Source organism: Paraburkholderia hospita, assembly GCF_002902965.1.
Classification (GTDB): domain Bacteria; phylum Pseudomonadota; class Gammaproteobacteria; order Burkholderiales; family Burkholderiaceae; genus Paraburkholderia; species Paraburkholderia hospita.
In genome coordinates this window covers 1969590-1996553 of sequence record NZ_CP026105.1, presented here as the reverse complement: position 1 = coordinate 1996553, position 26964 = coordinate 1969590, and the positions used below count along the sequence as shown (strand labels likewise).

The window sequence follows — 26964 nt, the reverse complement described above, 5'->3', positions numbered from 1 at the left end:
ATGGCAAAAGAACCAAAACGGCTTGCGCAGCAAAACACCACCCTGCGAATGCCGCCGCAAACGCAAAAAAACCGCCCGCGCCGCGAAGGCGCCAACGCGAAAAATGCCAGCGCAAAAGCTAAACCACACCGACAAGGCATGCGCAGCGATCCCCCCAACCGCGCGCACAGCAAAAAACCAACCCCAACCCCCGGGTTAATCCCAGCCCAAACCAAACTCCACGCCAACCACTTGGCGTTAGACTTCCCGTGCAACATGCAAAAAAACCGCCACGCGCGGCCAGCGCGATCGCACCTGCATGGCACCGCGCGGCAGCACAACAACGAGGTGACAGTATGAGCATCAGCGTCAAACTTCCCGCCGTTTCTGTTGTCGCTTCTATCGCATGCGCAACGCTTGCGCTCGCCGCATTGCCGGCACCGGCGCACGCGGCGACACCCATCACCGTAACGTCGCAGGCGGCCACGGACGGCCCCATCCGCTATACGGTCAAGGTCACGTCGAAGCAGTTCGGCAACTCGCAGGAAACCCGCACCATCCGTTCCGGCGAATCGGACGACTTCACCTGGAAAACCGTGCCGCCCGGCGGCCCCGTCGCAGCCGATGCCGACTGCCCAGGCCTGTCGTCGCTGCCGCTCGACACGAACGGCGCAATGATCCGTCAGACGCAGATTCGCTTCGCACCCGTCGTCGCCAAGGACGGCACCGCGACCGTGCAGATGAACTTCCAGGCGCAAACGCCGAAGGGCACGAAGGCCGTGTCGAACAACGGAAAGTCGCTCAAGTGCCCGAACTACGCGAGCGTCAATCAGGTGCTGCGCTTCACCATGCCGACCAACGGCAGCACGAAGACGCTAACACTCAGCGACGGCTCGCAGGTGGCCGTGTCGGCCAAACGGTGACGCTAGCGTTTGAGCATCGGAGTCGGTATCGCAAGCCATGCACATCGACTGAATTGCATGCGGTGTGCATGCATCGATCACGGCGCGCGCCTGAGATCGCACGTCAGCGTTTCGAGCGCCGCTCGACAAGCCGCGACGCCAGAAACCGATGCTCCGGCGAAAACAGCCGCCGATACGTCAGCAGCACGGCGCCCACGGTCCCCAGCGCCGACGATGCCGCGATCAGAAACATGATCACGATCTGATAGCGCACGGCCTGCAGCGGCGATTGCCCGGCGAGCACCTGGCCCGTCATCATCCCCGGCAGACTCACGACGCCGACCACGGCCATCTGGTTGAGCGTCGGAATCATGCCGGCGCGCACCGCCTGGCGCGCCGGTCCCTGCGCGGCTTCCCAGCGCGTCGCGCCGAGCGCGAGCGCCATGTCGACGCGGTCGCGGCGCGCCGTCAGTTCCTCCGTCATCCGTTCGATGCCCAGCGACACGCCCGTCAGCGTGTTGCCGAGAATCATCCCGAGAATCGGAATCGCATATTGCGGCTCGTACCATGGTCGAATGCGGATCACGGCAAACAGTCCAACGGCCGCGACGAGCCACGCGCTCGCCCAGATCGACAGGATGCTGTCGACGCGCTGCCCGGCATACGTGCGCGAGCCGCGTCCCGCGCCCGCGAAGCCCGCGATCAGCGTCATCGCGATCATCAGCGGCAGCACCACGTACCAGCGGGCGTACGCGAACACCCACGCAAGCACATAGCCGATGGCGAGCAACTGGACGACGGTGCGCACGGCCGCCCACGCGAGCTTGCGTTCGAGATCGAGCTTGAGCAGCACGGATACCGCGCCGTTCACCACGATCAGCAGCGCCGCGAGCGCGACGTCCCAGAGGCTCAGGTTCTGCAAGGTCATCGCGGCGTCTCCCCGGTGTGAGCGGACGTATCGGGAATATTGGGCCGTGCGTCGTCGAGCACGCCGGCGCGCATCGTCAGATGACGGTTGCTCACGCGCGCCGCTTGCGCCGGATCGTGCGATACCCACAACCACGCGCGCACCTGTGGCGCGGCATCGAACCATGCGCGCACCAGGCCTTCGATCTCCAGCGCCGATTCGGGATCGAGCGATGCCGTCGGTTCGTCGAGCAGCAGCACGTCCGGCGCGAGTTGCAGGACGCGGATTAACGCGGCGATCTGCGCTTCGCCGCCCGACAGCTCGCTCGCAAAACGCTCGAGAAAATCGCTCGCACGTCCCGCCTGCAACGCGAGCGCGGCAGCCTGCTCGCGGTCGAAGCGCACATCGCGATACGCGCGCAACGTGTACGGATAACGCAGATTGTCTTCAACGGTGCCGTCGAGCAACGCGGGCCGCTGGCGAATGTATGCGACGTGGCGCCGGTAGCGCGGAATCGTCGCCCGTGCAATGCGCTTGCCGCGCCACAGCACCTCGCCGCTATCGAGTGGATCGAGCAGCGCCAGCGCGCGCATGAACACGCTTTTGCCCGACCCGGACGGGCCGCTGATCGCAATCCGCTCACCCGCATGGATGGCGATGCTGGTGGCATGCAGCAGCGTCTGGCCGCGCGTCGCGTCGCGCCGCACGAGGTCCTGCGCGTGGACGAGGGGCGCGTCCGTCATGTTGATGTCGTGGGGCATGGCATATTGGAATGTGTCGCAGCGCATCATCATAACGAAGCGCGCACGCGGGCACAGCACGTGCTGCGCAAACGAATGACGCAGGTATTTTCTCGGAGCGCTCATGGCTGTGCTGCACTCGACTGGCATATCCGTCGGCAAGACAATCGGCAAGACCCTCGCGTGGCTGTTCGCGGTGCTGGCGATCCTGATCGTTGCGCTGGCGGTTTTCATTCTGACGTTCGACTGGAACCGCGCGCGGCCCTATGTGAACGACAAGGTCAGTGAAGCAATCGGCCGGCCGTTTGCGATCGAAGGCGATCTGAAGGTGGGTTGGCGCCATCCCATCGGCGAGACGGGCTGGCGTTCGTGGGTGCCGTGGCCGCGCTTCTCGGCGCAGAACATCACGATCGCCAATCCCGACTGGACCAAACAGAAGCACTTCGCGACGCTCGACGAAATCGACTTTCAGGTGAAAGTGCTGCCGCTGCTCGCGCACGACATCGTGATCCCGGCGATCAACGTCGTGAATCCATCCGTCGATCTCGAACGGCTCCTCGACGGACGCGACAACTGGACGTTCAAGCTGAAATCGTCGGCGGGACCGTCCGAGTGGAAGCTCGATCTGCACGACATCCAGCTGAACAAAGGCAATATCGCGCTTTCGGACCAGCAGAAGAAGATCGACATGCAGGCCGTCGTCGTTACGCTCGGTCAGCCGATTCCAATCGGCGAAGCGATGAAGCAACAGGAAGAGGCGTCGCGCAGGTCGTCGGCGGAAGTCGTCGGCAAGCAGGGCGCGAAACAGTTGACCGAGCAGGCGAAGGCGGCCGCCGCTTCCGAGGCGTCAGGCGCGTCTGCAGTGGCGCCTGGCGTGCCTGTTGCATCGGGCGCGTCCGTACCGGCGGCGACGGCTGGCGTGGGCGCTTCGACGGTAGTGGCCGCGTCCGGCGTGCCCGCGAGCGCGACAGGCACAGCCGTCGCGCAGAGCACGAACTCACCGCAATACGGAATTGGCTGGACCGTGAAGGGCACCTACAACCGCTCGCCCATATCGGGCAGCGGCAAGCTCGGCGGCGTGCTTGCGTTACAGGACACATCCCGGCCGTTTCCCGTGCAGGCCGACGTGAAGGCGGGCGATCTGCGCATCGCGCTGGTCGGCACCGTCACCGATCCCGCGCATCTCGCCGCTGTCGATCTGCGCCTGTGGCTGCAGGGCACGAGCCTCGATCATCTGTATGACCTGACGGGCATCACGCTGCCCGAGACGCCGCCCTACGCGACGGAAGGCCACCTGATCGGCAACTTCAAGCAGGGTGGCAGCGTGTTCCGGTATGAAAATTTTACAGGCCGCGTGGGTGGCAGCGATGTGAACGGCACGGTCGTCTATACGCAACGCGCGACACGTCCGCTGCTCGAAGGCACGCTTGTCTCGAATCTGTTGCAGTTCAAGGACCTCGCGCCGGTCATCGGCGCGGACAGCAACGCGAGCAAGGCGAAACGCGGTGACACCGCGCGCCAGCCGTCCGACAAGGCGCTGCCGACCGAAGAATTCAAGACCGACCGCTGGAAGGCGATCGATGCGAACGTGAAGTTCACGGGCCGCCGCATCATCAAGGACCCGGCACTGCCCATCACCGATCTCTACACACACGTCGTGATGACAGACGGCGTGCTGTCGTTCGAGCCGCTGAAGTTCGGCGTCGCAGGCGGGTCGCTTGCGTCGACCATTCATCTCGACGGCAGCGCGTCACCGCTCAAGGGCCGTTTCTCGACAGAAGCCCGTCATCTGAAGCTCAAGCAGTTGCTGCCGACCGCGAAGACGATGCAGAACGCGCTCGGCGAGGTCAACGGCGACGCCGCGCTGTCTGCGACGGGCAATTCGCCCGCGGCGCTCGCGGCTTCGTCGAACGGCGAAGTGAAGCTGCTCATCACCGATGGCGCGGTGAGCCGTTTGCTGATGGAAGCGGCAGGGCTGAACGTGGCGAACGTCGTCTATGAAAAACTGTTCGGCAATCGCGACGTGCAGATCAATTGCGCGGCAGGCGACTTCGTCGTGACGGACGGCGTGCTCGATTCACGCGTGTTCGCGCTCGACACGCAGGACGCCGTGATCAACGTGGACGGCACGGTGAACCTCAAGAACGAGTCGATGGACCTCGGCGTGCATCCGCACACGAAGGGCTTCCGCGTCTTCTCGCTGCGTTCGCCACTCTATGTGAAGGGCACGTTCAAGGACCCGCACGTCGGCGTGAACGCGGTGGCGCTCGCGGTGCGTGGTGGCGCGATGGTCGGGCTCGGTCTGATCAATCCGTTCGCCGCGCTGATCCCTTTGATTGCGCCGAGCAACAACAAGCCCTTGCCTTGTCAGCAACTGATGACGGCAATGGAGGCGCAGCATCCGACGGCGCCGCCGCCGGGACAACGCGAAAAGGCCAAGGCTCTGGCGCTGCCGCCGGGGACGCTGGGCGCGTCGGCCGTCTCGCCGTCAACAGCGCCGTCGAAGCAGCCTGCAAAGCCGAACAATGGCGTGACACTGCCGGGCCCGGCGAACGCGGCCGACTATAAGGGAAGTTGAGAGGAAAGTTGAGAGGAAAGTTGAGCGCGCGGACGCGGATGCATCACCCGCAATGATTGACTCGCAAAAACACCACGGCCGCGAATCTTCGCGGCCGTGCATTTTGTGAATTGCTACGCGTAATCTGCGGGATTCAACGCAGCGAGCGCGGTGTCGCGTCGCCCGCCGCATCCTGGCGACGCACGCCGCGCCGCGTGCTGGCGGCCGTGCGCGTCGCGCCGAACTCTGGCAGGATGCGCCCTCTCGCGCGGCTCGCGAACACGAGGAAACCGAAACCGTCGGCCTCATACCAGTAGCCGCCGTTCTCCAGTCCGTCGAGCGGCTGCTCGAGCGCATTCGCAATGGATTCGATGCAGCGCCTGCGTAGCTCGGCGACGGCGGGATACGGCGGATGCGCGCCGCGCACGCTGCATAGCAGGACATCGAGTCCCGGCAGCACATGCGCGTAGAGCACCGGCTCATCTTGCGCGCGAGCGCGCGCAATCTTGGTGTCGAGCTGACCGAAGGGCTTGAAGTGTCGCAGCACAGCGAGGAACGACTCGTCGCCGTCCACCTTCGCGCGCCTGCGCTTTTTCGGGAAGGACATAAAAACTCGCCTGAAAAAGAATTGCAAGAAACGCAGCGTCCTCATGCGACCACTCCCGGCTTCGCGCGCCGCACGTCGATCTTTTATAGCATACGAAAATGCCGGATACACGGTGATTCGTCTGTCTCACTCCATCGTTCCGTGCGAACCAGGCCGAATCGCGTCGCCGTGCGCTTTCGCATCCCCTGTGCATCTGGTCTCAATAATAGACTCACCCGCGCTGCGCGTGTTTCCGGCACCGTAAAAAAAGACATTTTTATGTGCGCCAAGCCCTCCTCGGCGCGCATTGAAATATCCGTTGCACCCGCCGATAATGGCCGCGTCCCAGTTGCGGCGCGGTTTTCACGCACATTGCACCGGTCCGGCGAGTCGACGGACGCGGCGCATGAGTGAAAATATCAATAGCGTTCGTCGCGCAGCGACGTTACAGGCGCGGCGCACTGCCATGATGCATGCGCGCCGCTCATGATTGCGCGCGTCAGTTCCACATGTCGGGAAGCGGTTGCCTCGCACGTTCATGCCGCATTGCGCCAGCCATCGATGAAACTGTTCACCAAAGGTCTATTGCTGATCGCGTTGCCGAGCGCCATCGAACTGGCGCTGCTCGGCGTCGTCTTCGACATGCAGGCGCAAACCATACGCGCCGTCGAGCGATCGTCGGACAGCAAGCAGATCCTGTATCAGGCGACCGCGCTCGAAAACCCCGTGCTTCGGCAAGTCGCGCGCGTGCGCACGGGCATCGTCGCGGGTGACGCTTCGTTCATGGACCGCCATGCGGCATGGGTCGATATCGGCGACCGGCTCACGCGGCTCGAAACGGCCGTCGCCGATACGCCCGCGCAGGCCGCGCGCGTGCATCGCATGCGCGACGAAGTGGACAGCTACCGGCAGCAGGCGCTGTCCGTCGCGCAGTCGCTGCGCACGGGTGCGACGATGAAGCCATTCGTCACGCTCGAAGGCGGCGAGTTGCCTGCGCAGGTGATGCGCTTTCGCGCGCAGTTGAAAGAATTCATCGACGAAGCATCGCGGCTCGAAGTCGAGCGCAACGCGACGCTCGCGAAAACGCGCCAGCGCCAGCAATGGACGCTGGTGGGTGCCGTGATCGGCTCGATGCTGCTCTGGGCGGGCACGGCATTTGGATTCGCGCGCAGCATCGGCCGGCGGCTCGACGTGCTCGCGGAAAACGCGCAGCGGCTCGCCAGCGGGCAGCCGCTGCACAGGCCGCTGTCGGGCAATGACGAAATCGCCGCGCTCGATTCCGCGTTGAACCGCACGAGCGCGCTGTTGCGTGAGGCAGACGAGAAACAGGCCGCGCTCAAGACGTCGCTTCAAGTGCGCGCGGCGGAACTGGCGAGCGTCAATGAGACCCTGCGTCAGGAGACGCAGGACAACGAGATGTTCATCTACAGCGTGTCCCACGATCTGCGTTCGCCGCTCGTGAACATGCAAGGTTTCTCGAAGGAACTGCAGGTTTCGTGCGACGAACTGCGCGCGACGATCGACGATGCGCATCTGCCCGAGCTCGAACACAAGCGCCTCGCGCACGTGCTCGATGGCGACGTGCAGGAATCGTTGCGCTATGTGCGCTCGTCGGTGACGCGCGCCGCGGCCATTATCGAAGCGCTGTTGCGCATTTCGCGCGCGGGGCGGCTCGAATATCAATGGCAGCGCGTGAGCGTCGGCCGCGCGGTCGCGCGTGCCGTCGACGCGCTGCAAAAGCGGATCGACGAGCGCCGGGTCGTGGTCGTCGTACGCGATCTGCCCACGGCATGGGGCGACCCGTCCGCAATCGAACAGGTGTTCAGCCAGTTGCTCTCGAACGCAATCAATTTCCTCGATCCGTCGCGGCCGGGGCGCATCGAAGTCGGCGCGCTGGATGGCGCGTTCGCAGAGAGCGCGCTCGCGTCGACGCCAAGGACGCGCACTTACTTTGTGCGCGACAATGGAATGGGCATTCCCGCCGCCTACATGTCGAAAGTATTTCGCGCTTTCCAGCGGCTGCACGGCGATGTCGCGCAAGGCGATGGCATCGGACTTGCGCTCGTGCGGCGCACAGTCGAGCGGCATGGCGGGCGCGTGTGGGTCGAATCGGCGGAGGGGGCGGGGTCGACATTCTTCGTCACGCTGCCCGATCAGCCGATGCGCTATTGATGCGCAATCGATGCGCATGAAAACCAGCGGCGCCCATTCGCAAAGGCGCAGGAAGCCGTAAGCCAACGGCCGCATAATAGCGGGCAGTGAGTCATACCATTCACGCAGTCGCAGCTCACGCGCAACGCATCGAACAGATGCGGCGTAAGGGCTTCGGAGGGAACATGTCACACGGGGAAGCGGTTGGTAAGTCGGTCGGCATCGTGCTGGTCGAGGACGATGACGGGCATGCCACGCTCGTCGAGCGCAATCTGCGGCGCGCGGGGATTTCAAACGGTTTTGTCCGTTTCGGTGATGGTCAGGAGGCGCTCGATTATTTCTTCGGCGAGCCGCGCGCCGGCGACAGCGCCAATGGCCGCCCGGCGCGCGACGAGCTCGCGAATTACGTGGTGCTGCTGGACCTGAAGATGCCGCGCGTCGATGGCTTCGAGGTGTTGCGGCGGCTGAAGGAATCGCCGTCGACGTCGTCGATGCCCGTAATCGTGCTCACGACCACCGACGATCCACGCGAAATCGAACGCTGCTACGAACTGGGCTGCAACGTCTACATCACGAAACCGGTCGAATACGATGCGTTCATCGAAGCCGTGCGGCGGCTGGGCTTTTTCCTGCAGGTCGTGAAGCTGCCGCCGGGACAGCGCTATGCGCCCGCAGCATAATCGCTGGTGGGTTGAAGCATTCACGAAGTATTCACGCAACATTCACGCAGCACCATCGCAGCCTCGTCCGTCCCATTGACCTGAATCATCTGGCATGACAGAAGACGTAACCACGCTACCCGCAGCCCTCGTGCTCGTCGTCGACGACGACGAAGGCATCTTGCGTCTTGCGCGCAAGTCGCTGGAGCGCGCCGGCTGCCGGGTCGAACTGAGCAGTAGCGTCGAGGTTGCGCATCGCGCGATCGTCGCGAATCCACCCGATCTGATCGTGCTCGACTATCAGCTAGACAGCGCGGAGACGGGGCTCGACTTTTTCCGGCGCCTGCGCAACGAAGGCGTACGCATTCCCGCCATTCTCGTCACCGGCTTCACGGATGAATCGCGCGTAATCGAAGCGCTGCGTTCGGGCGTCTCCGACGTCGTACCGAAAGCGGGCGACTATCTCGACTATCTGCCCGAAGCCGTCGAACGCGTGCTATCGCAGATGCGGATGCAGCGCGCATCGGCGGAAGCGCTGCTGCTGCGCGAGCGCGAGGCGCATTACCGGATGCTGTCGGAGGCGCTGCCGCACCTCGTGTTCACGTGCAATGCCTATGGCGACTGCGATTTCGTGTCGAAGCAATGGGTCGAATACACGGGCCTCGACGGCGCGCATGCGCTGGGTCTTGCGTGGATCGACGCCGTGCATCCCGACGACCGCGAAGAGACGCGCCGCAGCTGGCTCAGAACGGTGCGCGGCGACGGCGCCGACTATCGCAGCGAATTCCGCATCCGCCGCCACGACGGCGCATATCGCTGGTTCGACGCGCGCATTGCCGCGATGCGCGACGCGGGCGGCGGCGTCAGCAAATGGTTCGGCAGTTGCACCGACATCCATTCGCAACGCGAAGCCATTGAGGAGCGCGAGCGTCTACTCGCGTCCGAGCAGGGCGCGCGCCAGGCGGCGGAAGAAGCGAACCGCGCGAAGGACCGTTTTCTGGCGATGCTGTCGCACGAATTGCGCACGCCGCTCACGCCCGTGCTGGCGGGCGCGCGCATGCTCGAAATGATGCAGGACCTGCCGGACGCGGTCCGCGCGGGCGTCGTGATGATTCGCCGCAACGTCGAGCTGGAAGCGCGCCTGATCGATGATCTGCTCGATCTGACGCGGGTCGCGAACGGCAAACTGCGGCTGTCGCTGGAAACGGTCGACGTGCATGACGTGATCGACAGCGTGCTCGAACTGTTCCGTAGCGAGATCCAGACCAAGCAGCAGGACGTGCACATCAGCACGGATGCACACCATCATTTCGTGCTCGCCGACCGCGCGCGTCTGCAGCAGATGCTGTGGAACCTGATCCGCAATGCCGCGAAGTTCACGCCGGACGGCGGCCATATCTACGTACGCACACGCGACGAACGGATGCACGTGCAGATATCGGTGGAAGACACGGGCGTCGGCATCGAGCCCGAGCAGATCGGCAAGCTCTTCAACGCGTTCGAGCAGGGCAGCCAGAACATGTCGCGGCAGTTCGGCGGGCTGGGGCTGGGACTCGCGATCACCAAGGCGCTGACGGACGCGCATGGCGGCACGGTGACGGCACAAAGCCCGGGCGCGCACTGCGGCGCGACTTTCACGATCACGCTGCCCACGGCCGCGGAGCCGCACGCCGAGCCCGTCGTGCCCGAGGCGGCGAGCGTGCAGCCGGCGGGCGGGCTGGGGATCTTGCTGATCGAAGACCACGAGGACACGGCCGAAGTGATGGCGCAACTGATGCGCACGCTCGGCCATGAAGTGACCGTCGTCGGGCGTGTGGCCGATGCACTGGCCGCGACGCAAAGCGCCACCTTCGATCTGATCGTCAGCGACGTGGGCCTGCCCGACGGCACGGGCCTCGACTTCGTCAAGGCGTTCCGCGAGCGCGACGATGCGCCTGCCGTTGCATTGACGGGTTTCGGCAGTGACGAGGATATCCGGCGCTGCCTCGAAGCGGGCTTCACGTCGCATCTGACCAAGCCCGTCAATTTCTCGCAACTCGAGCAGGTGATCGAGAGTGCAGCGGCCGTGAAGACGCAGAAAAACGCGGGCGAGGCCAGAGCGGGTTAAGCCCGCGTGCCGCTGGTGAGTCCGGTGAAAAGAGAAGGGCGTGTTGCGCGCGAAGCGCAACACGCCCTTGAGTTTATGCAGGCACCGCTTTCGTGGCGATTTAATGAACCGCTGTCGTCAGATTCAGATACGCGGTGAATTCTTCAACGAATCGCGGATTTCACGCAGCAGCAGCACGTCTTCGGGCGTGGGCGCCGGTGCTTCGGGCGCGGCCGGGGCGGGCGCACGCAGCTTGTTGATGAACTTCACCATCATGAAAATGATGAACGCGAGAATCACGAAGTTGATGGCGACCGTGATGAACGAGCCATAACCGAACGCGGCGACGCCTGCCGTCTGCAAGTCCTTGTAAGACTCAGGATTGCCCTTGAAATTCTCGGGTATGTGCCCGAGCAGGACGAACTTGTTGGAGAAATCGAGGCCGCCCGTCGCGACACCGACGACAGGCATGATCAGATCCTTCACGACGGAGTTGACGATAGTCGAGAACGCTCCGCCGATGATCACACCGACCGCGAGGTCCATTACGTTGCCTTTGAGGGCAAATTCCTTGAATTCAGTAATCATGCTCATCGGGCGGTTCTCCTTGAGGTCGATGGCGACATGATAGCCAACGATCGGCACTGCGTGAAATGATTTAGCGCCGGATCGCAACGAACCTTCGACACGCCAGGCTCGTTCGGCCGATATGTCGCAGAAGTGACGAGGAACCGTCGATGCTTGCAAACGATGCGCCCGCAATCTCCAGGATCGAATCGGGCGACGGCAAAGAACGTGAAAAGAACGTGAAGCGAACCGCTTAAATTTCTGCTGCCCGCGCCTGTTCGATATGCGCGGCGAACGTGACAGGATCGGTATTCGTCCCGCATAGCAACACGCCGACGCGCTTGCCTTGCAGTTGCTCGCGCAACGGGCCGAGCAGGGCGGCCGTGGCGGCTGCGCACGCAGGTTCGACGGCCAGCTTCAGTTGCGTGAACAGCGTCAGCATCGCAGCGCGCAATGCGTCGTCGGTGACGGTGACGAGACGGTCGACATGTCGGCGGCACAGCTCGTAGCTGTATTGCTCGGTGTGCGGCGCCATCAGCGAATCGGCGATCGAATGCATGTGGGTCATCTTGACCGTGTGATTCGCGGCGAAGCTGCGGTTCATCACGTCCGCGCCTTCCGGCTCCACGCCGTACACATGTACACGCGGATTGGCGAGGCGCAGCGCCGTCGAAATACCCGCCGCGAGCCCGCCGCCGCCGATGGGCACGATCACGGCGTCGAGATCGGGTGTCTGCGTCGCCCATTCGTAGCCGAGCGTCGCGGTGCCGAGCACCGTCCGGTAACCGTTGAACGGATGCACGAAATAGCGGCCTTCCTCGGCTTCGATGCGCCGCACGATCTCGAACGCTTCGTTCACGTTGTCGGCCATCACGACTTCCGCGCGATATTGCCGGCACAGCGCAATGCGCGCCGGATTCGCCGCGTGCATCACGACGACCTTCGCGCTGATACCCGTGCGCATCGCCGCATAAGCGACTGCTACTGCATGATTGCCGCCCGACACGCAGGTCACGCCTGCGCTGCGCTGGGCTCCGTCGAGTGCGAGCAGGTTCGAGAACGCGCCGCGCGCCTTGAAGCTGCCGCCCGCCTGCAGCAGCTCGAACTTGAAATTGACGAGCGTGCCTTCGAGCGTCGGAAAATCCATCCGGTCGAACACGGGCGTTCGCACGACCCACGGCGTTAGTGCGAAGTGCTGCGAAGCGATGTCGTCGAGCGTCGGTATCGGTTCGCCGTCGATCGTACGGTCGGTGTGCTGCGGCGTGGCGGTGGACATGGCGTGCGTCGTCTTGTGGGTGAGGTCCGCGTTTTGTGCCTTGTTGTTGTGCTTGTTGTTATCTGCTGCTTGCGTCAGTGCGCGTGCGCATCGACCGACATGCTATGAATGAACTTGCCGAGGAACCGCTCGCACTGCGCCAGCTGATCGAGCGTGACGAATTCGTTTGCCTTGTGCGCCTGCACGATGTCGCCGGGGCCGCAGACGATGCTCGGAATGCCCGCCAGCGAGAACAACCCGGCTTCCGTGCCGTACGCGACCTTGCGCTTGTCCTGATCGCCCGTGAGCGCGCGCACGAGTTGCGTGATGGCCGCCTGTTCCGTCGAGTCGAGCCCGGGCGCTGCGGCGATTTTCGTGATCTCGATCGCGGCCGCTTCGTGCTCGCGCTTCATCTTCGGCAGCAGCGTTTCACGCGCGTATTGATCGATGCGCGCGAAGATCGGCTCGGGATCGAGCGTCGGCAGATTGCGGAATTCGAACTCGAAACTGCATTCGGCGGGCACGGTGTTGATCGCGTTGCCGCCTTTGATCGTGCTGGTCTGCGCCGTCGTGAACGGCACGTCGTAAAGCTGATCGAACGGGCCTTGCTCGCGGAACTGGTCAGCCATGTCGCGGATGTAGCAGATCAGGCGCGCCGCGTATTCGATCGCGTTCAGGCCGTTGGGCGTGAGCGACGAATGCGCCGCGAAGCCGCGCACGCAGCACTGGTAAGCGTTGATGCCCTTGTGCGCGATGATGGGCCGCATGCTGGTCGGCTCGCCGACGATACAGCCGTCCGGCTTGACGCCGCGCTTCATCAGATCGGCGATCATCAGCGGCGCGCCCACGCAGCCCACTTCTTCGTCGAAGGAGAACGCCAGATGGATCGGCTTGGCAAGTTTGGTCTGCTGCATTTGCGGCACGAGCGTCAACGCTGCGCCGATAAAGCCTTTCATGTCGCAGGTGCCGCGCCCATAAAGCTTGTCGCCGCGTATTTCAGGCTTGAACGGATCGCTGTCCCACTTCTGGCCGTCGACGGGCACCACGTCCGTGTGCCCCGATAGCACGATCCCGCCATTGGTTTCGCCGTCATGCGCCGGAATCGTCGCGAACAGGTTGGCCCATTTGCCGCTTTCGTCGTGCGTGAGGGTGGCTTCGACACCGCGTTCGCGCAGCGCGTCGCGCACCGTTTCGATCAGGCCGAGATTCGGATTGCGGCTGACCGTGTCCATCGACACGAGGCGTGTGACCCAGGGAAGCGAAGCGGGGGAAGAGGACTCGGCGGATGCAGCGGAAGAGGACGACGGTTGGGCGGACAGCGCTTTGTCAGCGACCTGTGACATGACTTGGGCTCCAGCTTGAGTGTGTTTTGATGATACCCAAAAAACGCTTAATTAGCCAAAGCTCATAAAGCCCGGTCGCTTGCGGGACGGGGCTTTGCGCGATGCAGCAATTATTGGCGCGCGCTGAAATCGTTATCGGCGACGGGTCAGGCTCGTGGCTTGTCAGGCGCGAGCAGCGTGAGCAACGCGCTTTCGTACACGCGATAGACGGGCGCGATGCTGACGAGTTCGATGCGCTCGTTCGCCGCATGAATGCCTTCGCATTGCACGCCAAAGCCACATAACGCAGGCACGCCGAGCGACGCGAGGTAATTGCCGATGTTTGACGGTCCCGCGACGGCCAGCGTTACACCAGCGCCAAGCTCGTTGCGTGCCGCGTGATACAGCGATTGCGTCATCGGATGCGAATCCGGTACGCGGTACGCGGGCCAGCCCGCGATCCATTCGATCGACGTCGCGAGCGACGCGTCATATCCCGCATCCTGAGTGCGAACGATGCCTTCGATCACGCGCTGCGCTTCTGCGGCATCGAAGCCCGGCGTGAGGCGGCAATCGACGGTGAGTTCGCAACGATCCGGCACGCTGGTGAATGTGCCGTCGCCCGCGCGGATGCCGGTGACGGTCAACTGCGCGGGGCGATCGAATGCGTGGTCCACGGGCAGCGTGGCTTCGTTCAATGCAGCGGCAAGGTGCGCGCCGCGTATCGCCGCATTGAGTCCGCGCGTGCTGCTCGCGCCGGAGTGCGCAGCGACGCCGCGCACGACGAGCTTCGCGCGGATGAACCCGCGCGCGCCGACGATGATGCGGTCGATGCCCGGATAGCCGATCAGCACGCCGTTCGGTCTGGGCGCGTCAGGCGCATCGAAGAACGCGCGGGCGCCGCCGAAACGGCCCGTATGCTCGTCGAGATCGAACAGCACGTCGAGCGTGCCGGAGAGCGCATCTCGCCGCTGCGCGAGCTCAGCGGCGAGATGCGCGAAGATCGCGACAGCCGCCTTGCTGTCGGCGCTGCCGCGTCCGTAGAGCCAGCCGTTTTCGACGTGCGCGGCGAGCGGCGGATAAGTCCACGTCGATTCGTCGCCGAAGCTTGCGGTATCCAGCGTCGCGTTCAGCAGGTAATGCGGGCCAGGGGCCGCGCCGCGTATTTCCACGTGAAGGGCGAGCGGTTGTCCATCGGCGGAAACGAGCCGGCGCGTGCGTACGTCACGCGCGTCAAACCACGCTTTGATGCATTCGAGCACGGGTGCGCGCGCATCGATGCCGCCGCGGCTCGGCACGCGCACGAGCGCCGTCAGCAAATCGACGATCGATGCCGTGTCGACAGCGCCCGTCATCTACTGGCCTTACGAAGCGACACGCCGGTCCGCCGCGCCCTTCACCGGTGCGCCGAGCGCGCGCAACGTTTCCTTCACGGTCGCGACGCGCACGGTGAAATCGGGACTCCGGCTTTCGATACGCAGCTTGTCCTGACCCGCGAGCTTGATGTGCTTGTGTTTCTGCACCATCTCGATGATCCGCATCGCGTCGATGGGCGGATTCGGAATGAACTGCAAGCCGATCACCGCTTCGCCCGCGTCGATCTTCGAGATGCCGAGCGGCTTCGCGGCCAGACGCAAGCGGTGCGTTTCGACGAGCGCATGCGCCTGCGGCGGCATCTTGCCGAAGCGGTCGATCAGCTCTTCCTGAATGCCGTCGATGGCGTCGCTGTGCTCGCAGTTCGCCAGCCGCTTGTACAGCGACAGGCGCTCCTGCACGTCGCCGCAATAGTCGGCGGGCAGAATGGCGGGCGCGTGCAGATTGATCTCCGTCGTCGCCGCCAGAGGTGCCGTAAGGTCCGGCTCCTTGCCGTTCTTCAGCGCCTTGACGGCATCGTTCAGCATGTCGGTGTAGAGCTGGAAGCCGATCTCGTGAATCTCGCCCGACTGCTTGTCGCCGAGCACTTCGCCCGTGCCGCGAATTTCGAGGTCGTGCATCGCGAGATAGAAGCCCGCGCCGAGTTCTTCCATCTGCTGAATGGCTTCCAGCCGCCGTTGCGCCTGCTTCGTCAGCCCTTGCGGATCGTGCACGAGCAGATACGAATACGCCTGGTGATGCGAGCGGCCGACGCGCCCGCGCAACTGATGCAACTGCGCGAGACCGAATTTATCGGAGCGGTGAATCAGGATCGTGTTCGCGCTCGGCACGTCGATGCCCGTTTCGATGATCGTCGTGCACAGCAGCACGTTCGCGCGCTGCGCGACGAAATCGCGCATCACGCGTTCGAGTTCGCGCTCGTGCATCTGTCCGTGCGCCACTGCGATGCGCGCTTCGGGCACGAGCGCTTCGAGCATCTGCCGGCGATTTTCGATCGTCTCGACTTCGTTGTGCAGGAAGTACACCTGACCGCCGCGCTTCAGTTCGCGCAGCATGGCTTCGCGGATCACGCCGTCTTCCTCGCGGCGCACGAAGGTCTTGATCGCGAGGCGCTTTTGCGGCGCCGTCGCGATCACCGAGAAATCGCGCAGGCCTTCCAGCGCCATGCCGAGCGTGCGCGGAATCGGCGTCGCGGTGAGCGTGAGCACGTCGACTTCGGCGCGCAGCGCTTTCAGCGCTTCCTTCTGGCGCACGCCAAAACGGTGTTCCTCGTCGATGACGACGAGCCCCAGCCGCTTGAACTGCACATCCGACGACAGCAGCTTGTGCGTGCCGATCACGATATCGACAGTGCCTTCGTTGATCTGCTGGATCGATGCGCTGACTTCCTTCGTGCTCTTGAAGCGCGACAACTCGGCGATGCGCACGGGCCAGTCGGAGAAGCGGTCGGTGAAGGTCTGCGTGTGCTGTTCGGCGAGCAGCGTGGTGGGCGAGAGCAGCGCGACCTGCTTGCCGCCCATCACCGCGATGAACGCCGCGCGCAACGCGACTTCCGTCTTGCCGAAGCCGACGTCGCCGCAGACGAGGCGGTCCATCGGCTTGCCGCTCGTCATGTCGCCGATCACGGCGGCAATGGCAGCCGCCTGGTCGGGTGTTTCCTCGAAGCCGAAGCTCTCGGCGAACTTCACGTAATCGCGGGGTTCGAGCGCGAACGCATGGCCTTCGCGCGCGGCGCGGCGTGCATAGAGGTTCAGCAGTTCGGCTGCCGTGTCGCGGATCTGCTGCGCGGCCTTGCGCTTGGCCTTTTCCCACTGACCCGAGCCGAGCGCGTGCAGCGGTGCGCTTTCGGGATCGGCGCCGCTGTAGCGCGAGATCACGTGCAGTTGCGCGACGGGCACGTAGAGCTTGCTGTCGCCCTGGTATTCGAGGTGCAGAAACTCGGTTTCACCTTCGCCGAGATCCATCGTCACGAGGCCCATATAGCGGCCGATGCCGTGCTGCGAATGCACGACCGGGTCGCCGACCTTCAATTCCGACAGGTCGCGCACCATCGAATCGACGTTGCTCGCCTGTTCCTGGCGACGGCGTCCCGCGCGTCGTGCGAGCGGACCGTACAGTTCCGTCTCGGTGAGAATCGCGACGCCTTCGCCCGGAATCGCGAAGCCGTTCGCGAGCGGCGCGACGCCGAGCGCGAAGCGCGCGTCGGAGGTCAGCCAGTCGCCGTAGCTGTCGGCGGAAGTGGGGCGCAGCGCGTTGTCCGCGAGCAGTTGCGCGATCGTCTCGCGGCGGCCCGCCGATTCCGCGGCGAACAGCACGCGGTTCGGCGTCGTGGCGAGCCACGCGCGCAAGGCGGCGACGGGATCGTCGGCGTGGCGGTCGATCGCGAGATTGGGCAGTGGCACGGCCCAGCCGCCGCCCGCGTTGCCGGGCAACGACAGGCGCGCGAACGGCTTGGCGAACGTGAAGAAATCTTCGTCCGACAGGAACAGGCGCTGCGGTTCGAGAATCGGCCGGTCGCGGTCGTGCGACAGGAAGTTGTAGCGCTGCTTCGTATCCGCGGTGAAGCGCCGGATGGCGGCGTCCAGATCGCCGACGAACGCGAGCTGCGCGCCTTCAGGCAGGTAGTGGAAGAGCGTCGCCGTCTCTTCGAAGAACAGCGGCAGATAGTATTCGATACCCGCCGACGGCACGCCGTTGCCGATGTCCTTGTAGATCGACGCCCGGCTCGGATCGCCCTCGAACACCTCGCGCCAGCGGCTGCGAAATGCGGTGCGCGCGGGTTCGTCGAACGGAAACTCGCGGCCGGGCAGCAGGCGCACGTCCTTCACAGGGTAGAGGCTGCGCTGCGAATCGGGATCGAACGCGCGGATCGAATCGACCTGGTCGTCGAACAGGTCGATCCGGTACGGCAGCGGCGAGCCCATCGGAAAGAGGTCGATCAGCGAGCCGCGCACGCAGTATTCGCCGGGTCGCACGACCTGGCTCACGTGCTCGTAGCCGGCCAGCGTCAGCTGCGCTTTCAGCTTCGCTTCGTCGAGACGTTCGCCCTGCGAGAACGAGAACGTGTAGGCCGCCATGAAGGAGGCGGGCGGCATCCGGTACAGGGCAGTCGTTGCGGGTACGAGCAGGATGTCGCAGCGTGCTTCGCCCAGGTCGTGCAGCGTCGCGAGACGCTCGGAGACGAGGTCCTGGTGCGGCGAGAACGAGTCGTACGGCAGCGTTTCCCAGTCGGGCAGCAGGCGCACCCGCGCCTCCGGCGCGAAGAACGCGAGTTCCTGCGACAGCCGCTGTGCATCGACGGCGCTCGCGCAGACGACTGCCAGCAGCGGCACCTGCGCCTTGTGCGCGAGGTGGTAGCGCGCTATCAGCAGCGCGTCGGACGAGCCGTGCGTGCCGTCGAACACGAAACGCTGGCCGGCCTTGACCAGCGCGACGGGCGTTGAGGAGGATTGCGTGGATGCGGCGATGTCGGGCATAAAAGGGAAACGGCCTTTGGGTGACGCCAATGAACAACGGTTCAACGATCGACTGCAAACGGATGAGGGCAAACGGAACCGCAAACTGAGCTGCAAACAGCTAAAAGCGGGCTAAAAGCGGCTAAAAACACCACCAGCCCGCAAGACGCGAACCAATGAGCCCCCCCAGCGGACGCCTCGTGGGCGCGTCGCTGGCGGCGCGTGAGCGGCAAGTTTACGCGTGCCGGGGCATGCGTGCCGAAGACCTATTATAAAATCCGTCCTTCACTTTCACCTGCAACGCGTCCGCTCCGTGACTTCCCGCCTCTTTGCACTGATTCCTTGCGCCGGCACCGGCAGCCGTTCGGGCGCGTCGATGCCCAAGCAATATCGAACCGTCGCGGGACGCGACATGCTGTATTACTCGCTTGCCGCGTTCGACGCATGCAGCGAGTTCGCGCAGACGCTCGTCGTGATCGCGCCCGACGACCAGCACTTCGACGCGCGCCGGTTCGCGGGCCTGCGCTTCGCCGTGCGGCGTTGCGGCGGGGCATCGCGGCAGGCTTCCGTGCTCAACGGGCTGCATGCGCTGGCCGAGTTCGGCGCGCGCGACGACGACTGGGTGCTGGTGCACGACGCCGCGCGCCCCGGCATCACGCCCGCGCTGATCCGCGCGCTGGTCGGCACGCTGAAGGACGACGCCGTGGGCGGCATCATGGCGCTGCCCGTGGCGGATACGCTCAAGCGGGTGACGCCCCATACCGACAACCGCATCGATCACACCGAACCGCGTGACGGCCTGTGGCAGGCGCAGACGCCGCAGATGTTCCGCATCGGCATGTTGCGCGAAGCGATTCTGCGCGCGCAAGGCGACGGCCACGATCTCACCGACGAAGCGAGCGCGATCGAATGGTCGGGTCACGCGCCTAAACTGGTTCAAGGCAGCTTGCGCAATTTCAAGGTCACGTATCCGGAAGATTTCGATCTGGCCGAAGCAATACTCGGGCGCGGCACGGCTGGCTGACGGGCGCCTGGCCTGCGTCCTCCCGGCCGGGCGCGCGGCCGTCATGGCTTAAGAATCAATCACAACGCTTTCACGAAACAACGGAACCCCACGCATATGGATTTGAGAATCGGACAAGGCTACGACGTTCACGCATTGGTGCCGGGACGCCCGCTCATCATCGGCGGCGTGACGATTCCGTACGAGCGCGGGCTGCTCGGCCACTCGGATGCCGACGTGCTGCTGCACGCGATCACCGACGCGCTGTTCGGCGCGGCCGCGCTCGGCGATATCGGCCGTCATTTCCCGGATACCGCGACCGAGTTCAAAGGCGCGAACAGCCGCGTGCTGCTGCGCGAATGTGCGGCGCGCATCGCGAAGGCGGGCTTTACGATTCAGAACGTGGACAGCACCGTGATCGCGCAGGCGCCGAAGCTCGCGCCGCATATCGACGGGATGCGCGCGAATATCGCCGAAGACCTGAATCTGCCCATCGATCGCGTCAACGTGAAGGCGAAGACCAACGAAAAGCTCGGCTATCTGGGTCGTGGCGAGGGTATCGAAGCGCAAGCGGCTGCGCTGTTGCTGCGCGCCTGAACGTTGCTGCGTAGTTGCGTAGAGCGGGTCAGATTTGCCTGATCCGCGTGTGCGCGTTTGCGTGAACGTGCATCATTTGCCGGTTTCACACGCTAACGTGCATTAAAAAAATCGATAGTCGCCGTCGCGCATTTTTGTCGATATTTGTCCGCTTAGAGTGGTCCGCATGAAGTCAAGCGGACGGACAACGACGGCGGTCGACACGCACGTCAAACATTCAGGACACGCGACAGGGCACGTACGAGGTCTCAACGGGCTGAGAGCGCTGGCCGTCGTGCTGGTGTTCCTGTCGCATAAGGCGCACGTCGAGACCGTCGACGTCGGCAAGCTCGGTGTCTGGATCTTCTTTCTCATCAGCGGTTTTCTGATCATCGGAGAACTGCATCGCAATCGCGTGCGTATCGAAGCGGGTAGCGCGCGCCGCGAAGCCGTGATGTGCGTGTTCTTCATGAAACGCGCGTTGCGCATCTTCCCGATCTACTACTTGCTGCTGCTCGCGCTGACGATCGCGCATACGCTGTTCTATCAGCGCGATGTCGATCTTGGTTTGGGCTGGCATTACTTCTTTCTGTCCGACTACTGGATCGGCGTGGTGAAGGACGGCTGGCCGGGGACGGTGTCGCACTTCTGGAGTCTCGCCGTCGAGCAGCAGTTCTATCTCGTCGCGCCGTTTCTGCTCGTGCTGACGCCGGCGTCGCGGCATCGGATGGTGTGCGCGCTTGTGGTGCTGGCGGGCGTCGCGGGTCATCTGGCGATGCACGCTGCGGGCGCCAGTGAGCCGCTGATCTACGCGTGCTCGCCGCTGAATTTCGCGGTACTCGCGCTCGGTGGTCTGTGCGGGATGATGGGGCGGGAGAGCGGTCTTGTGCGCGCGGCGGGGCGACTTTCTACGGGCATGGCCGGAGCGCTCGGCGTGCTGGTGTTCGCGACGCAGCCGATATGGAGCAATTGGGCCTTACCGTTTTCAGCCGCCGGTTCCGCGTGGATCGACATCGGCCTTGCGCTCTCACTGTGCGTGCTGTTCGCGTGGATCGTGAACCGCCCGAGCAGCATCGTCGTGTCGGCGCTCGAACTCAAACCGCTCGACTATCTCGGCACGATCAGCTATGGCTTCTATCTGTTTCACAACCTCATTCCGTCGAAGCTCGGCTTCGCTCCAGCCTGGTTCGCGTGGCTGCGCGCGCCCGCATGGATCCACACCTTGAGTGCGCTTACGCTGCAATTCGCGCTTGCCGTGCTGCTCGCGCATCTGTCGTGGCATCTGATCGAGAAGCGGCTGCTCGAACTGAAGAAGCCTTTCGAGGCCGCGATAGGGCGTCGATTGCCAGCGCGTCGTCTGCGCACCCAAACGCAACCGCGATGACTTGTGAATCGCGAAAGCAAAAACGCCACGCATTTGGCGTGGCGTTTTGCTTCAGGCGCGAAGTGCGCGCGGCTTACTTGCCTTCAGCCACGATCACCTGTGCAGCCGCGTTGACGACAGCTGCAATGCGACCCACGTCGCGCAGTTGCGTCGAACTCATGCCTTCGTTGATCAGTGTATCGAAGTGCGACTTCACGCAGAAATGGCACTTGCCGATGATCGACGCGGCCAGCGCGTACATTTCGAAGCGGCGCTTGTCGACGCCGCCATGCGAAGCGTACGCGTTCATCCGCAGGCCGGCCGGCTGCGATTTCAGATCGGCGTTTTCCGTCATCTCGACGTACGGATACCAGACGTTGTTCATGCCCATCAGCGCGGCGGCCGTCAGCGCGCCATTGACTTCTTCCGGCGACAGTACGCCCGCTTCACGGATCGCGGCGATGATCTTCGGGCTCTTCGCAGCGAACGCGGCGGCCAGCGCGACGCCAACGGCATCGTTGCCTTGCAGCGACGAGCGCGCAATCGTGCCGTCCAGATTCAGGCGAATGTCTTTGGCGTAATCAGGAATAAGCTCTTTAATCGCTGCGATGAATTCCATTGATATCTCCTATCAAATTGCCGATAAAAAAGCCCGCTGGCCTTTTCAAGCTTAGCGGGCTTTCAACTGCGAGTCCTTACAGCGTCGCGCCGCCGACAGCGCGGTTGCACGGGCACAGTTCGTCCGTTTGCAGACCGTCCAGAATACGCAGAACTTCTTCCGGGTTACGGCCGACGTTCAGGTTGTTCACCGAAACGTGCTGGATCGTGTTGTCCGGATCGACGATGAACGTGGCGCGCAGTGCGACGCCAGCTTCCTTGTCGCGCACGCCGAGCTGGTCGATCAGTTCGCCCTTGACGTCGCCGAACGCGTAGTGGTTCAGCTTGTTCAGGTCCTTGTGCTCACGGCGCCATGCGAGCTTGACGAATTCGTTGTCGACGCTGCCGCCGAGCAGGACGGCGTCACGCTCTTCGAAGTCCTTGGCCAGCTTGCCGAACTCGACGATTTCCGTCGGGCAAACGAACGTGAAGTCCTTCGGGTAGAAATAGATGATCTTCCACTTGCCCGGGAACGACGATTCGGTGATTTCTTCGAACGCCGATACGCCGTTCTCTTCGTGGTTGTTGAAACCTGGCTTCGCAGCCGTCACGGTAAAGGCTTCGACTTTATCGCCGACAGTTTTCATGCGTTGACTCCTTGAGAATTGGCAAATGAGATTCACGACAACCCGCTCAAACTACCTGCTGGCTGTAACGAACACGTTACACGCTGAAGACTATAACTCTATTAATCAATCGCATCAATAGTTTTTTTCTAACAAAGTGGATGAATTTTCTCCAACGCGGCGATAGTGCAGTTTGGGAATAATGGGTTTCGCACGAAATCGGGGAAAAGATTGCACAGAAAAGCAGCGGCCTGAAATGGACGCCGGCTGCTTCAGCCGGATTCCTGTCCGTTTCAGACGCTTTTGGCGAGCGGGAACTCGATCGTCACTTCGAGCCCAGGCAGCGGCGTGCGGTTGCGTAGTCGCAACGCGCCCCGATAGCGTCCGACGAGCCGCTGCACGATCGCCATCCCAAGCCCCGTGCCGTTGGCCTGCGTGCGTGCCGAGTTCACGCGGTAGAACGGGCGCGTGACGAGCGCGAGCTGATCTTCGGGAATGCCCGGGCCTTCGTCGACGACCGACAACTCGACTCGCGAATGCGACACCCGCGTCTCAAGAATCACATGCGGGATGCCATCAGACTCGGACAGTCCGTACTTGCGCGCGTTCTCGATCAGATTGCCGACGACTCGGCGGATATCGGTCTCGTCCGCTTCGATCACAGCTGACGGCGCCAGTCGCGTCACCAGCCGCATGCCGTCTTCGCTCGACATGCGCGCAGCCAGTTCTCCAGCGATCACGGAAAGGTCGACAGGTTCCGGCATCCGCTGCACAGGGCGCGCGTAATCCAGGAAGCGCCCGATGATCATGTCCATCTGCTCGATGTCGTCGATCATCGCGTCCTTGGTCGCCTGGTCGGACGGACTCATTTCCGTTTCCAGCCGCAGACGCGCCAGCGGCGTGCGCAGGTCGTGCGAAATGCCAGCGAGCATCAACGCGCGGTCCGCTTCGAGTTGCTCCAGGTCCTGCACCATCTGGTTGAAGCTTCGGTTGGTTTCGGCCGCGACGCCCATGCCGCGTTCCGGCAGCTTCTCCGGCGCCTGGCCGGAACCGACCTTGCGCGCGGCCATCGCGAGCCGCGCGAACGGCCGGTTCACGAGACTCGTGATGAACGCCGCGCCAAATAGCGACAACGCGAGCGCGAAAATACCCCAGCCTGCCCATTGCAGACCCGTCACACTATCGAGCTGATCGCGGTCGAGCGCCACCCAGTAATCGTCGTCGTCGATCTTGAAGCTGATCCACACGCCTGGAATGTCGTTCACCGACTGCGCGATGATCGTGTCGTCACCGAGGCGTCCGCGAATGTCATGCTCGATCAGACGGTTGAGCGATTCATCGGGCTGGAGCTTGTACTTGTCGGTGGTTTCGCGCGGATACACGCGCACGCCTTCATTGCTCTCCAGATCTTGCAGCAGTGCGCGCCGCAGATCGGGATCGGAATAGAGGAGTGCGGTACGCGTGAGCTTGACGATCGCGACGAGCTGCAGCGCGACGCGTTGCGCGCGCGGCTCGCGCTCGATCACACGGAAGCTCTGGAACCAGGCGGCGAGGCTGACCGCGATCAGGAGCGCGATCAGCAGGAACGTTCGCCAGAACAGGCCGCCGAACGCGAGCGTCAGGAGGCGCCGGTCGATCCGCATGCGGCCTTCTTATGGAAGAAGAGAGACAACTGGAACGGCAAATTCAGGCTGCGCCGTCGGGGATGAACACGTATCCCAGACCCCAGACTGTCTGGATGAAGCGCGGGCTGCCCGGGTCCGGCTCGATCAGCTTGCGCAGACGCGAAATCTGCACGTCGAGGCTGCGGTCGAACACTTCGTATTCACGGCCGCGCGCCAGTTCCATCAGCTTTTCGCGCGACAGCGGCTGGCGCGGATGACGCGCGAACACCTTGAGCACCGAGAACTCGCCCGTGGTCAGGGGGATTTCCTGGCCGGCCTTGGTGAGCGTGCGCGTGGCGAGGTTCAGCGCGAACTCGCCGAACTCGAAGACTTCCGACGTCTCCGACGGCGCGCCCGGCAATTCGGACGGCGACTGGCGGCGCAGCACCGCGTGAATGCGCGCGACCAGCTCGCGCGGATTGAACGGCTTGGGCAAGTAGTCGTCAGCGCCCATTTCGAGGCCAACGATACGATCGACATCCTCACCCTTGGCGGTGAGCATGATGATCGGCGTGCGATCGTTGCTGCCGCGCAGACGCCGGCAGATGGAAAGACCGTCTTCGCCCGGCAGCATCAGGTCGAGCACCAGAAGGTCGAAACGTTCACGCACCCACAGCTTGTTCATCGAGGGCGCGTTCTCGGCGACATAAACGTTGAAGCCCTGCTCGCCGAGGTAGCGGCGCAGCAGATCGCGCAGACGCGGGTCGTCATCGACGACGAGGATTTTCGAGGGGTTTTTGGTTTCCATGGTCGGCATCTTAGCGCGATTAGAGAGAGGTGCACGTTTGCACCAATTATCACGTAACAGTCAGTTACAAAATTTACCCGGCCTGTGGCACGACGTAAAGGCTTGGCGCTTACACTCCTTTACTGTTTGCGCCAGTTCGGTAGATACTTCACTCGAATAAAGCTCTCGCACCCGGTTTCAAGCCGGAGTCAATACACGTATCTGAGGTTGCCGGTTGCCGCGCCACGAAGGGAAAAAGATGAAGGGAGGGGTCTGGCCGAACGTGCGCCTGAGCGTGATCGCTGTCGCTGTTGCGATCGTGTTCGCGAACGCGTTAAGCCCGGTTCCCGCTTATGCCGATTCCTCGACGGACCGCAACACCGACACGCGCCCGCCCCAGCGCCCGCATACGCGCTCGGGTCGCCAGCCGCACAATCCCGACGCGGATCGTCCCGCATCCGACGCGATCATGCGAGCAACCGCCGTGCCGCCCGATCTGGATCAACGTCGGCGCGACGGACATATGACGCCTGAAGAACGACGTTTGTTGCGGCAGCATATCGAAGACGCCGTTCGCGAACTGTACAAGCGCTGACGCCCGGTTTTCACGCACAGCGACCGACCGTCGGCGCTTCGGCACGACGGCCGTGCGTTTGCCGTTGGTGTCGGGCAAAGTCATTCATCCAGTGAGGCATCGATGAAGCGACGCGAGTTTCTGACGATGGCAGCGGCAGCGAGCGCCTCGCTATCGATGCCGCGCGTGTTCGCCGCGCCGCACGCAAGCAGCGGCATATCGACGCAACTGGATGCGGGCGCAACGGGTCGCGCGCCGGGCAAGCTGCTTATCCTGATCGAACTGAAGGGCGGAAACGACGGTTTGAACACCGTCATTCCTTTCGCCGATTCCACTTACTACGCGCTGCGTGAACACATCGCGATACCGCGCGACCGTGTGCTGCCGCTGGACGAGCGTACGGCGCTGCATCCCGCGATGCGTGCGCTGCTGCCTCTCTGGCGCGATGAACAACTGGCTGTCGTGCAGGGTGTCGGTTGCGCGCAGGATCATATATCGCATTTCCGCTCGACGGAGATCTGGGACACGGCATCGTGCGCCGATGTGTATCGGCGCGACGGCTGGCTGACGCGTGCGGTCGGGCAATGCGCCGCGATGCAGCGAGGCGTTGCGGCGGCATCATTCGGCAGCGTGGAGTCGGGGCCGTTCGCCGGTTCCGCGGATCGTGTCGAGACCGATGAGGTGTGGGCGCGTGTCGATGACCCCGATGCCGCGCCGCACGTCGAAGGGATCGACGCGGACGAAGGCGAAGGCGAGGGCGCGCGCGTTTCCGGCGCCACGCGAGCACTTCAGGTGAGCGCGCCGACGCTTCGGGATTCGATCGATGCCGCGCTGCGCACGATCGTAGACCGGACGCAGCCGCATACGTGCGGCGCGATTCGGCTAACGCTCGATGGTTTCGACACGCACAGCAATCAGCCCGCGCGGCACGCGGCTTTGCTCGAGCAGCTCGCCGAAGGCTGCGCGACGCTTCGCGCGGAATTGACGCGACGCGGCCGCTGGCGCGACACGCTCATCATGACGTACTCGGAATTCGGCCGCTCCGCGCGCGAGAACATTCATCGTGGCACCGGGCATGGCGGCGGCGCCGCGCATTTCGTGCTGGGTGGTCAGGTGCGTGGAGGCTTGTACGGTCGCGCGCCCGATCTCGCGCGATTAAATAGCGCCGGCAATCTGCCTGTCGAGATCGACTTCAGGCAGCTCTACGCGACCGCGCTTGGCCCGTTCCTGAATCTGGATGCAAACGCGGTCCTTCAGGACGACGTCCCGCCGCTGCCATTGCTACGCACGTAAA

General features: G+C 63.7%; 23 protein-coding genes. 11 read left to right on the top strand and 12 right to left on the bottom strand.

Going from position 1 to position 26964, the window contains the following annotated elements; genetic code table 11:
- Both C2L64_RS53110 and C2L64_RS08935 read left to right on the top strand, forming a co-directional pair.
- Entirely contained in the window at positions 1-339 is a 339-nt protein-coding gene (locus C2L64_RS53110; protein WP_143055690.1) for a hypothetical protein, read from the top strand.
- Positions 336-902 (top strand): DUF6013 family protein, encoded by a 567-nt coding sequence (locus C2L64_RS08935; RefSeq protein ID WP_090835225.1) that lies wholly within the window; start codon positions 336-338, stop codon positions 900-902. The genes C2L64_RS53110 and C2L64_RS08935 overlap by 4 nt, the downstream gene beginning before the upstream one ends.
- Positions 903-1005: 103 nt before the next feature.
- On the opposite strand, the gene C2L64_RS08930 is transcribed toward C2L64_RS08935, so the two are convergent.
- On the bottom strand, positions 1006-1809 hold the full coding sequence (locus C2L64_RS08930) for an ABC transporter permease (RefSeq protein WP_007585855.1): 804 nt from the start codon (positions 1807-1809) through the stop codon (positions 1006-1008).
- The gene (locus C2L64_RS08925; RefSeq protein WP_090835341.1) at positions 1806-2531 is read right to left on the bottom strand and encodes an ABC transporter ATP-binding protein; all 726 of its coding nucleotides are present in this window, start codon (positions 2529-2531) and stop codon (positions 1806-1808) included. The genes C2L64_RS08930 and C2L64_RS08925 overlap by 4 nt, the downstream gene beginning before the upstream one ends.
- A 121-nt stretch (positions 2532-2652) precedes the next feature.
- Between C2L64_RS08925 and C2L64_RS08920 the strand changes: the two genes are divergently transcribed.
- Positions 2653-5106 carry an AsmA family protein gene (locus tag C2L64_RS08920; protein WP_090835221.1) on the top strand — a complete coding sequence of 818 codons (2454 nt, stop codon included), beginning with the start codon at positions 2653-2655 and terminating at the stop codon, positions 5104-5106.
- A 133-nt stretch (positions 5107-5239) separates the two neighbouring features.
- Here C2L64_RS08920 and C2L64_RS08915 read toward each other — a convergent pair whose 3' ends face one another.
- Positions 5240-5737 (bottom strand): hypothetical protein, encoded by a 498-nt coding sequence (locus C2L64_RS08915; RefSeq protein ID WP_079499539.1) that lies wholly within the window; start codon positions 5735-5737, stop codon positions 5240-5242.
- A gap of 495 nt (positions 5738-6232) precedes the next feature.
- Here C2L64_RS08915 and C2L64_RS08910 point away from each other — a divergent pair, with 495 nt between their 5' ends.
- The 3 genes from C2L64_RS08910 (at position 6233) to C2L64_RS08900 (ending at position 10588) form a co-directional block, all read left to right on the top strand.
- On the top strand, positions 6233-7843 hold the full coding sequence (locus tag C2L64_RS08910) for a sensor histidine kinase (RefSeq protein ID WP_090835217.1): 1611 nt from the start codon (positions 6233-6235) through the stop codon (positions 7841-7843).
- 164 nt (positions 7844-8007) lie between these two features.
- On the top strand, positions 8008-8502 hold the full coding sequence (locus C2L64_RS08905) for a response regulator (RefSeq protein WP_007585862.1): 495 nt from the start codon (positions 8008-8010) through the stop codon (positions 8500-8502).
- A 94-nt stretch (positions 8503-8596) separates the two neighbouring features.
- Positions 8597-10588 carry a hybrid sensor histidine kinase/response regulator gene (locus C2L64_RS08900; RefSeq protein ID WP_090835214.1) on the top strand — a complete coding sequence of 664 codons (1992 nt, stop codon included), beginning with the start codon at positions 8597-8599 and terminating at the stop codon, positions 10586-10588.
- Positions 10589-10711: 123 nt separating this feature from the next.
- Here the strand turns inward: C2L64_RS08900 and mscL are convergent, their stop codons facing one another.
- The 5 genes from mscL to mfd all read right to left on the bottom strand — a co-directional run bounded on the left by mscL (position 10712) and on the right by mfd (position 18561).
- Positions 10712-11161, bottom strand: coding sequence for a large conductance mechanosensitive channel protein MscL (gene mscL / locus C2L64_RS08895; protein ID WP_007585864.1), 450 nt, complete (start codon positions 11159-11161; stop codon positions 10712-10714).
- A 226-nt stretch (positions 11162-11387) separates the two neighbouring features.
- Positions 11388-12410, bottom strand: coding sequence for a threonine/serine dehydratase (locus tag C2L64_RS08890; protein ID WP_090835211.1), 1023 nt, complete (start codon positions 12408-12410; stop codon positions 11388-11390).
- A gap of 74 nt (positions 12411-12484) precedes the next feature.
- Positions 12485-13732 (bottom strand): acetylornithine deacetylase, encoded by a 1248-nt coding sequence (gene argE, locus C2L64_RS08885; RefSeq protein WP_086909946.1) that lies wholly within the window; start codon positions 13730-13732, stop codon positions 12485-12487.
- 146 nt (positions 13733-13878) lie between these two features.
- Positions 13879-15066, bottom strand: coding sequence for a M20 family metallopeptidase (locus C2L64_RS08880; RefSeq protein ID WP_090835208.1), 1188 nt, complete (start codon positions 15064-15066; stop codon positions 13879-13881).
- 9 nt (positions 15067-15075) lie between these two features.
- Positions 15076-18561: a transcription-repair coupling factor gene (mfd, locus tag C2L64_RS08875; RefSeq protein WP_090835206.1), complete on the bottom strand. Its 3486-nt coding sequence runs from the start codon at positions 18559-18561 to the stop codon at positions 15076-15078.
- A gap of 292 nt (positions 18562-18853) precedes the next feature.
- On the opposite strand from mfd, the gene ispD reads away from it, so the two are divergent.
- The 3 genes from ispD (at position 18854) to C2L64_RS08860 (ending at position 21503) form a co-directional block, all read left to right on the top strand.
- A complete protein-coding gene (ispD, locus tag C2L64_RS08870) occupies positions 18854-19564 on the top strand; it encodes a 2-C-methyl-D-erythritol 4-phosphate cytidylyltransferase (RefSeq protein ID WP_007585869.1) in 711 nt (236 codons plus the stop codon).
- Between the two features lie 96 nt (positions 19565-19660).
- On the top strand, positions 19661-20140 hold the full coding sequence (gene ispF, locus C2L64_RS08865; protein WP_007737832.1) for a 2-C-methyl-D-erythritol 2,4-cyclodiphosphate synthase: 480 nt from the start codon (positions 19661-19663) through the stop codon (positions 20138-20140).
- A gap of 166 nt (positions 20141-20306) precedes the next feature.
- Complete coding sequence (locus tag C2L64_RS08860; RefSeq protein ID WP_090835203.1) at positions 20307-21503, top strand: acyltransferase family protein; 1197 nt, start codon at positions 20307-20309, stop codon at positions 21501-21503.
- 73 nt (positions 21504-21576) lie between these two features.
- Here C2L64_RS08860 and C2L64_RS08855 read toward each other — a convergent pair whose 3' ends face one another.
- From C2L64_RS08855 to ompR, 4 genes are all read right to left on the bottom strand, one after another.
- A complete protein-coding gene (locus tag C2L64_RS08855) occupies positions 21577-22101 on the bottom strand; it encodes a carboxymuconolactone decarboxylase family protein (RefSeq protein WP_007585875.1) in 525 nt (174 codons plus the stop codon).
- Between the two features lie 76 nt (positions 22102-22177).
- Positions 22178-22726, bottom strand: coding sequence for a peroxiredoxin (locus C2L64_RS08850; protein ID WP_007585877.1), 549 nt, complete (start codon positions 22724-22726; stop codon positions 22178-22180).
- A 272-nt stretch (positions 22727-22998) separates the two neighbouring features.
- Complete coding sequence (locus C2L64_RS08845) at positions 22999-24348, bottom strand: ATP-binding protein (RefSeq protein ID WP_007585878.1); 1350 nt, start codon at positions 24346-24348, stop codon at positions 22999-23001.
- Positions 24349-24391: 43 nt separating this feature from the next.
- Positions 24392-25126 carry an osmolarity response regulator transcription factor OmpR gene (gene ompR / locus C2L64_RS08840; RefSeq protein WP_007585880.1) on the bottom strand — a complete coding sequence of 245 codons (735 nt, stop codon included), beginning with the start codon at positions 25124-25126 and terminating at the stop codon, positions 24392-24394.
- A 229-nt stretch (positions 25127-25355) separates the two neighbouring features.
- On the opposite strand from ompR, the gene C2L64_RS08835 reads away from it, so the two are divergent.
- Both C2L64_RS08835 and C2L64_RS08830 read left to right on the top strand, forming a co-directional pair.
- Positions 25356-25691: a hypothetical protein gene (locus C2L64_RS08835; RefSeq protein ID WP_090835339.1), complete on the top strand. Its 336-nt coding sequence runs from the start codon at positions 25356-25358 to the stop codon at positions 25689-25691.
- A 102-nt stretch (positions 25692-25793) separates the two neighbouring features.
- A complete protein-coding gene (locus tag C2L64_RS08830) occupies positions 25794-26963 on the top strand; it encodes a DUF1501 domain-containing protein (protein WP_090835199.1) in 1170 nt (389 codons plus the stop codon).
- The last annotated feature ends 1 nt before the right edge of the window (position 26964 follow it).